The 11,732-nt window shown below is 69.4% G+C and carries 8 protein-coding genes; 1 reads left to right on the forward strand and 7 read right to left on the reverse strand.

Annotated elements, in window-relative coordinates:
• Positions 1–29: 29 nt before the first annotated feature.
• From EOW66_RS05565 to EOW66_RS05575, 3 genes are read right to left on the reverse strand one after another with little or no spacing between them, the layout of a single operon-like run.
• Positions 30–734 carry a CoA transferase subunit A gene (locus EOW66_RS05565; protein WP_128154724.1) on the reverse strand — a complete coding sequence of 235 codons (705 nt, stop codon included), beginning with the start codon at positions 732–734 and terminating at the stop codon, positions 30–32.
• Complete coding sequence (locus tag EOW66_RS05570; protein WP_164881035.1) at positions 731–2,071, reverse strand: RNA polymerase factor sigma-54; 1,341 nt, start codon at positions 2,069–2,071, stop codon at positions 731–733. The genes EOW66_RS05565 and EOW66_RS05570 overlap by 4 nt, the downstream gene beginning before the upstream one ends.
• A gap of 60 nt (positions 2,072–2,131) precedes the next feature.
• Positions 2,132–3,310, reverse strand: a complete 1,179-nt coding sequence (locus EOW66_RS05575; protein ID WP_206363669.1) for a CobW family GTP-binding protein — start codon at positions 3,308–3,310, stop codon at positions 2,132–2,134.
• Positions 3,311–3,817: 507 nt separating this feature from the next.
• Between EOW66_RS05575 and EOW66_RS05580 the strand changes: the two genes are divergently transcribed.
• Complete coding sequence (locus EOW66_RS05580; RefSeq protein ID WP_128155467.1) at positions 3,818–5,797, forward strand: sigma-54-dependent Fis family transcriptional regulator; 1,980 nt, start codon at positions 3,818–3,820, stop codon at positions 5,795–5,797.
• Between the two features lie 118 nt (positions 5,798–5,915).
• Here EOW66_RS05580 and EOW66_RS05585 read toward each other — a convergent pair whose 3' ends face one another.
• The 4 genes from EOW66_RS05585 to EOW66_RS05600 form a co-directional block, all read right to left on the reverse strand.
• Positions 5,916–6,746: a hypothetical protein gene (locus EOW66_RS05585; RefSeq protein ID WP_128155468.1), complete on the reverse strand. Its 831-nt coding sequence runs from the start codon at positions 6,744–6,746 to the stop codon at positions 5,916–5,918.
• Positions 6,743–9,013, reverse strand: coding sequence for a hydantoinase B/oxoprolinase family protein (locus EOW66_RS05590; protein WP_128155469.1), 2,271 nt, complete (start codon positions 9,011–9,013; stop codon positions 6,743–6,745). The genes EOW66_RS05585 and EOW66_RS05590 overlap by 4 nt, the downstream gene beginning before the upstream one ends.
• A 55-nt stretch (positions 9,014–9,068) precedes the next feature.
• Positions 9,069–11,225 (reverse strand): hydantoinase/oxoprolinase family protein, encoded by a 2,157-nt coding sequence (locus tag EOW66_RS05595; RefSeq protein WP_128155470.1) that lies wholly within the window; start codon positions 11,223–11,225, stop codon positions 9,069–9,071.
• A gap of 99 nt (positions 11,226–11,324) precedes the next feature.
• Positions 11,325–11,729 (reverse strand): acetone carboxylase subunit gamma, encoded by a 405-nt coding sequence (locus EOW66_RS05600; protein ID WP_239017515.1) that lies wholly within the window; start codon positions 11,727–11,729, stop codon positions 11,325–11,327.
• Between the last annotated feature and the right edge of the window lie 3 nt (positions 11,730–11,732).

Genomic DNA, 11,732 nt, shown 5'->3' on the forward strand with positions numbered 1-11,732 from the left:
GCGGTCCCAGCCCGTCACCACCTCGGCCATCACATTGCCTCCCGCTTGCGCACGGTGCGCTGTTCGATGCGTTTCTCGTGGTCGCCCTGGATCAGCCGGTGCACGTAGATCCCGGGCAGATGGATCAGGTCGGGGTCGAGCGCGCCGGTCGGCACGATCTCCTCGACCTCCATCACGCAGACCCGCCCGCACATCGCCGCCGGCGGGTTGAAGTTGCGCGCGGTCTTGCGGAAGATCGCGTTGCCGCTCTCGTCCGCCTTCCAGGCCTTGACGATCGAGACATCGGCGACGATGCCACGCTCGAGGATATAGGTCACGCCGTCGAAGTCCTTGTGCTCCTTGCCCTCGGCGACCACCGTGCCGACGCCGGTCTTGGTGTAGAAGCCCGGGATCCCCGCGCCGCCGGCCCGCATCCGCTCGGCGAGCGTGCCTTGCGGGTTGAACTCGAGCTCGAGCTCGCCCGACAGATATTGCCGCATGAATTCCGCGTTCTCGCCGACATAGGACGAGATCATCTTGCGGATCTGCCGGGTGTCGAGCAGCTTGCCGAGGCCGAAGCCGTCGACGCCGCAGTTGTTCGAGGCGATGGTGAGGTCCCTGACCTCGCTTGCCACCAGCGCGTCGATCAAGAGTTCCGGAATGCCGCACAGGCCGAACCCGCCCGCCGCAATCGTCATCCCGTCGAACAGAAGCCCGTCCAGAGCCTCCGACGCCGAGCCGTAGATCTTTCTCATGAAGTCCGTCCTCCCTTTCCTCTGTCGCGGGCCGGCGGAATCCCCGCCCGGGCCCGATGATTGGCCACTGCGCGGCGCGAGAGCGCGATGCCGCGCCGGGCCAAGGCCGCGACGAGTGCCTCGTCGTCGAGTGGCGCCGCAGCCGGTTCGGCCGCGACCAGCTCGGCCAGCAGGGCACGCAGCGCCGGGGCCGGCACCCGGCCCTGCCCGCGCGAACCGGTGCGCGCGAAGAAGGCCTCCATCGGCAGCATGCCGCGCGGGGTCTGCAGCAAGAGCCCGCTGCGCACCCGGCTGATCGTGCTGTCGTGATAGCCGAGCGCGCGCGCCACCTCGGTGCAGGTCAGCGGCACGAGCGCCGCCGGCCCGGTCTCGAGAAAGGCCTGTTGCCGCGCGACAACATGGGCCGCCACCTCGAGCACCATCCGGTTGCGGCGCGAGAGCGTGCGTTCGATCCATTTCGCGGCGGCAAGCGCGCCGGGCCCCGCCCCCTGTTCCGTGACCGAAATTGCCGGCAGGGCCTCGCGGTTGAGCGCGACCCGCCAGCCGCCCCCGGCCCCGCGTTCCACGATCAGGTCGGGGGCGCGGCGCAGCTCGGGCGCATCGCCGAAATGGGCGCCGGGCTTCGGATCGAGCCGGCGCAGCTGCGCGACGAGCGCGGCGAGGTCCCCGGCGCCGACGCCGCAGCGTTCCTGCAATTTGGCCGCCTCGCCGCGCGCGAGCAGCGGCAGGTTCTCGAGCAGCCGCCGCATCGGCGCGCTCAGCGCGCCCAGATCGGCAAGCTGCAGCGTGAGGCATTCGGCAAGCGAGCGGGCGAAAAGCCCCGCGGGCTCCATCTGCTGCAGCCGGGCAAGCACCGCCTCGGCCTCGGCGGGCGTGCAGCCCGCCCGCGCCGCAAGCCCCGCGATCGGCGCGCCGAGCCAGCCGCTCGGCTCGAGCGCCTCGGCGAACACGGCGGCGATTGCCGCCTCGCGCGGGGTGCGGAACAGCAGGCCGATCTGGCGCGCAACATGGCCATGCAACCCGGGCGCGGGGGCAGCGAACCGTTCCGCCTCGCCGCCGTCGCCGCCCGCCTGCGGCCGCCAGATCGGCAGCGCCCGGCCCGGGCGGGCGCCGGGGTCTGGGCCTGAGTAGGTGTCGGGGTCGGGGCGGGCATCGGGAACGGCGGTCTCGGGGTCGGGCAGGGCGACCTGCAGGCAGGGATTTTCGGCCGCAGCCGCGACCAGCATGCCGCACAGCCCGGCACTGTCCATCTGCAGATACTCGAGCGCCTGCCGCATCGCCTGCGACATCTGCACTGACATCTTCTGTCCGAGCCCGAGCCCCGTCACTGCGCGCATCTGCCCCTCCCCCACCATCGGGCAGAGTAGCGCGTGCCGGCCGCGCGGCAATCGCGCACGTCAGCCATGGCGGCGGATCTCGCCCAGAAAACGCGGCTGGATCGTGAAGGCCTCGGAGGCGAGGCCCTGCCGCGGGGTCAGCGGCACCCGCTCGGCCAGCCAGCTGCGGGTGGGCAGCCCCGGACAGATCGCGGCGCGGCGCAGCGCCTCGCGGTCGCCCGGGCTTGCGGCGAGACGGGCGCGGATTTCGGCCTCATCCGCCGCGCTCAGGTCCTCGCCGATGAAGACGAGCCGGCCGCGCCGGTCGGCGAGCACGCCGCCCTCGGGCCAGGCGGGCAGGTGCACCGGCAGGCAGGCGGTGCCGTCGACGCATTGCACCACCACCGGCACCTCGAGCCCGGGCACCGCCATCAGCCCCTTCACCCGCAGCAGCCGGCCGTTCCAGCCGTCGAGGATCTGCCCGAGCGCAAGCGCAAAGCCGCGCCAGCCCGGCGCCTCGGGGAAGGTGACGACGAAGCTGCGCACCCGGCCGGAATGCGAGGGCGCGGGCCCCGCCGGCAGGAGCGGCGCGGGCGGCGGCGCGCGCAGCGAGGTCACCGCGCCAAGCCAGTCGGTCGCATCGGCCGGCACCGCCTCGGCGGCATAGAGCCCGGCACCGAAGATCGCCCCGGGCTCGGCAGCGCCGGGGGCGAGCAGGATCTGCGCCGCCGCAGGGTTGAGCGCGGACAGCTCGCGCCGGACCGCGGCGGTCTCGGCCTGCCCCGCGAGCTCGGACTTCGACAGCAGCAGCCGGTCGGCAAGGCTGATCTGCACCCGTGCCTCGCGGTGGCGCGGCAGCTGCGCGCGGGCGCGCTCGCAATCGACCACGGTCAGCACCCCGTCGCAGCGGAACCGTGCCGAGACGAGGCGGTCCTCCATCAGCGCGCGCAGCACCGGCGCCGGATCGGCAAGCCCCGTCGTCTCGATCAGCACCCGCGTCACCGGCGCGATCTCGCGCCGCGACATGCGCTCGTGCAGGCGCATCAGCGCGCGCATCAGGTCGCCCTGCACGGTGCAGCACAGGCAGCCCGAATCAAGGATGACGAGGCTGTCGTCGATTCGCTCGACAAGGTGGTGGTCGATGCCGATCTCGCCCAGCTCGTTGATGAAAACCGCCGCGCCGGCCATCTCGGGCCGGGCCGTCAGCGCATTCAGAAGCGTCGTCTTGCCGGCGCCAAGAAAGCCCGTGAGCACCGTCACCGGCACCCGTCCCACTGCTTTTGCCGCAACCGCGAAGGGCGCTGACCTGCCTTTGTCCATCGGTGTTTCTCCCTCTCCCCGGTCATCAGGAAGCAGGTTTCTTGCCAGATGACCGTGCGTCAACGATGACCGGGGCTTACCGCGGCCCGGACCGCCCCGGGCGGCGCGGATGCGACGGAATGCCGGACGGTGGCGGCGCGGCCCCCGTCCGGTTTCCGGACGGCACCCCCAAGCCCACCCCGCCGCCCGCCATGCCCCTGCCCGCCCGCCTTGCCGCGACGCAGCGGCAAGACACGCCTGGCCGGCCCCCCCCGCGATCGGCCCGCCCCGGAAGGAACCCGCGCCGGGATCAAGAGAATTTCCCCATTCACGCGGGAGAATGCTAAACTGTGCGCGAGGAGAGGAGACAGGCCCGGCACCGACGGGCGCCTGCAGCGGACGTCTCGGGGAGGAGACGGGAGCTGCAGGGCCCCGCCGGCCCATGTCTCCCAGGGAGGAGATTTCAACATGCCACAGACGAGCCTGCGTCAGCGGTTCTCGTATCCGGAGAACGATGGTCAGATCATGACCTCGTGGAACCGATTCATGGAGGGGCAGGAGCCGGGATCGGATGCGCTGCGGCGCCTGATCGACGATTCCTGGCGGCGCTGTCACGGCGCGGTCGACCCGGCGCGCGACCGCGCCCCGCCCCCGGCCATGGGCGACGCGCTGCATGACCTGCTGGCCGACAGAGAGGACCTGATGCAGGCCGGCGCACCGGTGATCGCCTCGGCCCGCGACTTCCTGTTCGAGACCGGCACGGTGATGGTGCTGACCGACTGCGCCGGCAAGGTGCTGAGCGTCGAGGGCGACAATTCCCTGCGCGACCCGAGCGAGGCGATTCACCTGATGCCCGGCGCCGACTGGAGCGAGGCCGCCTGTGGCACCAATGCGATCGGCACCACGCTGCAGATCGGCCAGCCGATCCAGATCCACGCCGCCGAGCATTACTGCTCGGGGATCAAGCACTGGTCGTGCTCGGCTGCGGTGATCCGCGAGCCGGTGAGCGGCACCACGCTCGGCGCGATCGACATCTCGGGGCTGAACGAAAGCTACAGCCGGCACAGCCTCGCGCTCGCCATCGCCGCGGCGGGGCGGATCGAGAACCGCCTGGTGCAGCGCGAGCTGAAGCTGCGCTATCAGCTGCTCGACCAGTGCCTCGAACGGCTGCGCGGCCCCGGCCGCGACGGGCTGATCGTCTTCGACCGCTCGGGCCGGCCGATCAAGACCAACGAGCGGGCGGCGGCGCTGATGGCGGAACTGGCGAAGACCGGGGCGGAGGATGCGCAGTCGATCCGCAACCTGATGCTGCCCTGGAAGAAGGGCCGCGTCGCGCCCGAGAACATGCCCGGCTGGATCGACCATGACTGGATCGAGCCGGTGCTTCAGGACGGCGAGCGGCTCGGCGCGGTGCTGGTGCTGCCCGACCGCTCGGCGACAGTGCGGCGCGCCGGGCTGCGCACCGTCGCACCCCGCCCGGGCGTCGATCCCTTCGACCGGCTGTCGGGCTCGGCACCGGCCTATCTCGAGGCGATCCGCCGCGCCCGGCTTTTGGCGAAAAGCCCCGCCCCGGTGCTGCTGCTGGGCGAGACCGGGGTCGGCAAGGACGCCTTCGCCCAGGCCCTGCACGAGGCGGGCCCGCGCGCGAAGGGCCCCTTCGTCGCGATCAACTGCGGCGGCTTCTCGCGCGAGCTGCTGACCTCGGAGCTGTTCGGCTATGCCGACGGCGCCTTCACCGGCGCGCGGCGCGGCGGCATGATCGGCAAGATCGAGGCGGCCGACGGCGGCACGCTGTTCCTCGACGAAATCGGCGAGATGCCGCTCGACCTGCAACCGCATCTGCTGCGCGTGCTGGAATCGGGCGAGGTCTACCGCATCGGCGAGAACCAGCCGCGCAAGGTAAAGCTGCGGCTGATCGCGGCCACCAACCGTGACCTGAAGGCCGAGGCCGGCGCGGGCCGGTTCCGGCTGGATCTGTTCTACCGCATCGCCGTGACCTCGCTGAAGCTGCCGGCGCTGCGCGAGCGGATGTCGGACCTGCCCGGGCTTGCCGCGCATCTGATGACGCAGATCGCGGCGCGCTACGAAAGCCCGGTGCCGGCGATCGTGCCCGAGGTGTTCGACGCGCTGGCCGGCCACGACTGGCCCGGCAACATCCGCGAGCTGCGCAACGTGCTCGAGGGGATGTTCCTCGAATGCGAAGGCGGGACGCTGTGGCCCGGGGCGCTGCCGCCCGAGCTGCACCCCGCGCCGCGGCTGATCGGCATGGCCGAGGCGCTGTCGCCGCTCGACCGCGCCGAACGCGACGCGATCGCCGCCGCGATCCGGCGCCATCAGGGCAACATGACCTCGGCCGCGCGCGAGCTCGGCATCGCCAAGAGCACGCTCTATGTGCGGCTCGACAAGCTCGGGCTGAAGGACCAGATCGCGCAGCTGCGCGAGGGCTGAAACGGGAAACGGCACCCGGATTCCGGGTGCCGTCCCTGCAGCGCGCCCCCTTGGAGGAGGAATGGCAGGCGCCGCAAAGCGCATGCGGTTTCAGGCCGGCCCGCTCAGGCCGGCACTCTCAGACCGGCACGGTGCCGCGCAGGCGCGCGACGGCCTCGAGCACCGCCTCGGGCGCATGGGCAACCGGCACCTCGGCGAAAAGGAACTGCCCCGCGCCGGTTTCGGGCAGCGGCTCGCCGGCGAAGAGCGCCGCCGTCACGTCGCGCCCGGTCGCTGCCGGATCGGCGCCGATCACCGCATCGAAGCCGCCCTGCCCCGGCGCCGCACCGCGTCCGACCACCGCCCAGCGGTAATGCCGCGCGGCATTCAGGATCGGCGCGTAACGGTCGGCCGGCCCCGGTTCGGCCCCTTCCTCGAGCAGCAGCCCGCCCACCGGCCGGCTTGCCACGCAGCGGATGAAATCGGCCATGTACATCGCCGCATCCTCGACCGCGTCGGCATCGACCTCGGCCTCACGTCCGGCCGCGATCTGCGCCTCGGCAAGCCAGGCACCCGGCGCCGGCATCGCCAGCACCAGCGGCACCTGGCCCTGCAGATGCGCACCGACCGCCACCGTCACCTCGTCGAGAAGGGCCCGCGGCCCCTCTTCCTCGAGCATCCGGCGCAAGGGATAGGGGACGCGTTTCTTCGCCCCCATCTCGGCCGCAAGCTCCGGGTGGCGCGCCCGCCAGGAGCGGAACATGTCGCCGACGTCGACCACCGCCACATCGCCGCGCAGCAACCCGCGGGCCTGGGTGAACCACGACAGATACTTCGCCGCGCCCTCGGCCCAGGGGTCGCCCGCCTCGCCCAGCAGAAGCCGCCGGGCATAGCCCGACGACTCCAGCCAGACCCGCAGCGCCTTCGTGCCCGAAGCTCCGGGCAGATCTTCTGCGAGAGACTGGCTCATTGCTTCTCGTCCCCCATCGCGCCGGCTGCGGCGAGACGCGCTTCGAGTTCGGCAATGCGCACATCCTTGGGGTGCATCATGTAGTTCGGCTTCGGCTCGTCGCCGCGGCGGGTCTTGTCGGGCGAGCCCATGTAGAGGGTCTCGACATCATCGCCCCAGCAGCCGAAATAGGGCAGATGCGCCGGGGGTTTGGGCTGGTTCCAGCCCTTGACGAACTCGGCATAGGGCAGCGAGCGGGCGATGCGCGCCTTGCGCTCGTCGGCGCGCGCCTTCTCGGTCGCCTCGAAGTCGATCGCCAGCGTCGCCAGGTCGAACACCACCTTGTAGAGCCGCGCCGCCACCTCGGCCGACATCAGCCCCTCCTCGATGTCCTTCACCACGCCCACCGGGTCGCGTTCGAGCAGGTCGCCATAGCCCGCGCCCGCGCCCTGGCTGATCATGTAGAGCTCGCCCCGCTTCGAGATGTCGAAGCCCATGCCCATGTGATGGGTGGTGTAGCGCGCGCCCTCGAAGGGCTGCTCGTTCATGATCTCCTCGATCGAGTGGCGGAACTTCTCCGGCTCGTTCAGCATCACGTCATAGACGTCGACGCCCTGCACCTTCGACAGCGGATAGGTGCCGCAGGCATAGCCGCCGAAGAGGCCCTGGATCGGCGGGATCTTCGCCCCCTGCGCGGTGGTCATGAAGCCCCACTGCTCGCTGTCCTTCGTCGCCACCATCATCGTGTAGCCCTGGCCGCCGCGATACTTGCCCGGCGCGATGGCGTCGCGCGTCATCTTCTTCGAGACGAGCTGCAGGAACGGCACGTCTTCCTCGTTCACCTCCTGCTCGCCGATGTCGGCCATGGTGGCGAAGATCGGCGCCAGCGCATGTTCGCCATCGCGGTTCGAGGTCGCCCCCGCCCCCATGCCGTTCAGGTCGGCGCAGAGGTTGCCGAGCGTCTCGCCATGCTGGCTGACCCCACCCCAGATGAAGGTGTTGATCATGTTGAAGGCCGGTGCGTGGACCTTGGTGAACTTCTCCGGGCAGGAGTAGAGGAACTTCGCCACCGCGTGCTGGCCCGCGGTGAAGCCGGTGAAGATCGACATCAGCGACTGCGAGTTTGGCGCGTCATAGGAACAGTTCAGGATCGAGTGCGGATCGGTGATCACCTCGATCGGCGCCATCGCCGCCTGACCGCGCGGCAGGTCGGGCCAGATGTAGCACAGGAAGAGCTGCGACAGCATCCCCTTCAGCCCGCCGAGGATGGTGTTCGTCGCCCGGTTGGTGAACTCGGGGCTCGAGCCGCGGAAGTCGAAGGTCAGCTGGTCGCCCTTCTTCGTCAGCGTGCAGTTCACCTTGACCACGCAGTTCTCGCGCAGCGTCGAGTCCTGGATGATGTAGGTGCGCACCGACATGTCCGGCCATTCCGAGACCCGGCGCTTCACCTCGGCGCGCACGTCCTCCATGGTCAGCCGCAGGGTCGAGATCAGCGCGTCGGCGCCGTCGGTCTTCAACGTCTCCTCGATGCGCTGCTTGATGCGCAGGCAGGCGAAGAGCTTCACCTTCATGTCCTCGAGCTGCAGCTTCGGCTCGCGCACCGAGTTCTGCAGGAAGGTCAGCAGGTCGCGCTTGATCTGATAGTTCTCGACCACCTTGAAGGGCGACATCTTCAGCCCCTCGTCGGAGGGGCTTTCCGCCATCGAGGGCATGCCGCCCGGCTCGATCGCGCCGTTCTCGCCCTCGTGCACGGTCGAGGCGACCCAGCACACCAGCCGGCCTTCGTGGAAGATCGGCAGGATCATCGACTGGTCGGTGTTGTGCACGTTGCCATAGCGGCTGTCGTTGTGGATGAAGCCGTCGCCGTCGCGCACGCCCACGGTGGGCTCGTTCATCCAGTTCTTGACGATGAACTTGATCGGGTGGTGCACGACCGAGGAGAACAGCAGCACGCCGCCCGCCGAGGCGATGGCGAGGTCGCCCGAGGCCGAGTAGATGCCGGTGATGACATCGCCCCATTTCGCGCCGGGCGCCGCCCCCATCTGCTCGACCATCTCATAGCCCTCGTCGCAGCCGGCCTGCAGCCGGTCGCGGATCTTGGCGATGGTATGGCTGTCGGGGACATTGGCGATGGCGTGCTCTTCCTCGGCCGAGCGCCGCATCAGGTCATGGTTTTGCATGATCTCGGGATCAGGACCAAGGAACAGCGTGGTGTCCTCGAGGAACTTCTTGATCAGCTTCATGTCTTCGGCAGAGGGCGCCGGCCCCCCGGTGGTCATGTCTTTCATGGGAACTCCTCCTGTTGGAATGGGCCCCGGCGCTCCTCTCGCCGGGGCACGCGTTTCAGTGCTTGGTGACCGGGGCCTCGTTGCGCAGGAACCAGGTCGCGCCCTGCTTTGCCGCAACCAGCGTCCAGCCCGGATTGACGAGGAAGGTCGTCACCTCCGAGGCGACGATCGCCGGACCTGCGATCTCGACGCCGGGTTCGAGGTCCTTGCGCGCCCAGACCGGGGTCTCGAAGGCCTCGTCATGGCCGACGAAGTGACAGGTCCGGTGCCCGCTCGGGGCCGGGGGGGCCGAGCGCTCGGGCTTCGGCAGCGGCTTGATGTTCTGGAACTGCACCGTCTCGTGCTGGCGATAGCTCGACACGCGGATGGTGTTGATCCGGATCCCCGCCTCGGGCGCCTGGCTGCCCTCGCCGAAGCGCTTGCCATAGTCGGTCGAGAACTGGTTGATGACCTGCAGCACGTCGCTCGGGCTGTTGAGCTCGTGGATCGGGATCACCGCCGTGGTCTGCACCAGCTGGTTGCCATAGCGCATGTCCAGTTCCAGGTTGTGCTGGATCTGCTCGGCCGGCACGCCCTGGCGCAGCAGGTCCTGACGACCGCGTTCCTTCAGTTCGGCCACGATGCCGTTGAACCGCTCGTAATCGCTGAAGATCCGCCGGGTGTTGCTGTCGTAAAGCACCATGTAGAGCGACTTCTCGTGGATGTGGAGCTGGTGCATGTTGCCCGCCCCCACCGCCGAGAACACCGAGCTGAGCGGCGGCGCCAGGATCTTGTCGATCGACAGGTTCTGCGCGATGCCGCAGCAATGCAGCGGCCCGTTGCCGCCATAGGCGAGCATGGTGAAGTCCTTCGGATCATAACCGCGGGCGCGCAGCTCGGTGAAAAGACCGTTCGCCATGTTGGCATCGACCTTCTCGCGAATGAGCTTGGCCGCCTCGATCACCGAGACATCGAGCTCGTCGCACAGCGCATCCTCGACCGCCGCCTTCGCCCGGCGCGGGTTGAGCGGGATCGAGCCGCCGGCATAGTTCTCGGCGTCGAGATAGCCGAGCAGCAGGTCGGCGTCGGTCACCGTGGGCTTCATCCCGCCGCGGTCGTAGCATGCCGGCCCCGGGTCCGAGCCCGCGCTTTCCGGGCCGCATTTCACCGTCTTGTACATCCGGTCATAGGCGGCAACCGAGCCGCCGCCTGCGCCCAGCGTCACCAGGTGCACCATCGGCACCGAGACCAGCCAGCGGTCGATCACCGGGTTGAAGTCATAGTGCTTGATGCCGCCCTCGACGACGATGCCGATGTCGTAGGAGGTGCCGCCCATGTCGGTCGCCACGACGTTGCCAAGCTCGGCCTGCAGCGACAGGTGCTCGGAGGCGCCGATGCCCGAGACCGGGCCCGAGTGGATCGTCTGCAGCGCGTCGGTCGAGTTCAGCTGCGCCATGCCGCCCGAGTTGTGGATCACCAGCATCGGCTTTTCGTAATTGTGCACGCGCAGGTTCTGCTCGAGCGCGGAAAGCGCGTGATACATCGTCGAATGCAGGTAGCCGTCGACGATCGCCGAGGTGGCGCGGACGTATTCGCCCTTCCGGCCCGCGACCTGATGCGACAGGATCACCGGGATCGCGCCGAGCAGATGCGAGGGGTATTCCTCGAGCACGATCTCCTCGATGCGCTGCTCGTGGGCGGGGTTCACCACCGAGTTCACCAGCGCCACGACGATGATCTGCGCACCGCGGTCGACAAGCTCGCGCAGCTGGCGGCGGACGTCTTCCTCGTCGAGGCCCATCACCAGCTTGCCTTCGAAGTCGAGCCGCTCGCGGATGCCGCGGATCATGTGCGCCTCGACCAGCGGGTCGGGACGCTGGGCATTCGGCAGGTCCTGCTTGCCCATGTCGTCAAGCCCCTCGCCATAGCCGCGGGCGCGGCTGAGCGGCACGGTGGCCTCGTAGCCCGCGGTGACCAGCATGCCGATCTTCGGGCCCTTGTGCTCGATCAGCGCATTGGTGCCGAGCGTGGTGGCATAGCGCACCGAGTCCACCTGCTGCAGGATGTCCTCGAGTTCAAGATCGAGAACCTTGCAGGCCTTGCCCAGCGCCTCGTTGAACCCCATCGCGAGGTTGTGGTGCGTGGTCAGTGCCTTGGTCTCGATATAGCGCCCACCCCAGACGACGAAGCAGTCGGTGAAGGTGCCGCCGATATCAACGGAAACGCGTTTCATGCTCTCTCCCTGTGCATTGGGTCCGGGGGCTGCCCTCCTCCGGCAGCCGGTCCCGGCAATGGTTGTGCCCTCCGCGCGCGCCGCGGAGGGCGGCGTCGATCAATGGGCGTGGCCGCGCCCGGGCACCACGGCGGGGCCGGCGTCCGGCAGCATCGCGGGGCCGCGCTTGGCCCATTGCGCCTTCAGCGCGGGCACATCGACCTGCATGTCCCACAGCGGCGGGTGACCCGGGGTGGCGTATTCCGTCTCGATCTGGGTGCCGCATTTCGGGCAGCAGAACTCGAGGATGCGCACCCATTCCGGATCGGGCGCGAAGGTGTAGCGGTACTTCGTCGGGTCGATCACCGGCGGATGGATCTCGCGCGGGTCGCGGTTGTGCACCAGCAGCCCTTCCTTGTAATTGCCCGCAGCCGGCGCGATCACGTGATCGCAGACGCGGCATTCCCACTTCTCGGTTTCGAGGTCGATGCGCAGGTACTCGGTCATCGGCACTTTCATCGTCATGGC

Origin of the sequence: Paenirhodobacter huangdaonensis, assembly GCF_004022465.1 — a bacterium.
Taxonomy (GTDB): Bacteria; Pseudomonadota; Alphaproteobacteria; order Rhodobacterales; family Rhodobacteraceae; genus Rhodobacter; species Rhodobacter huangdaonensis.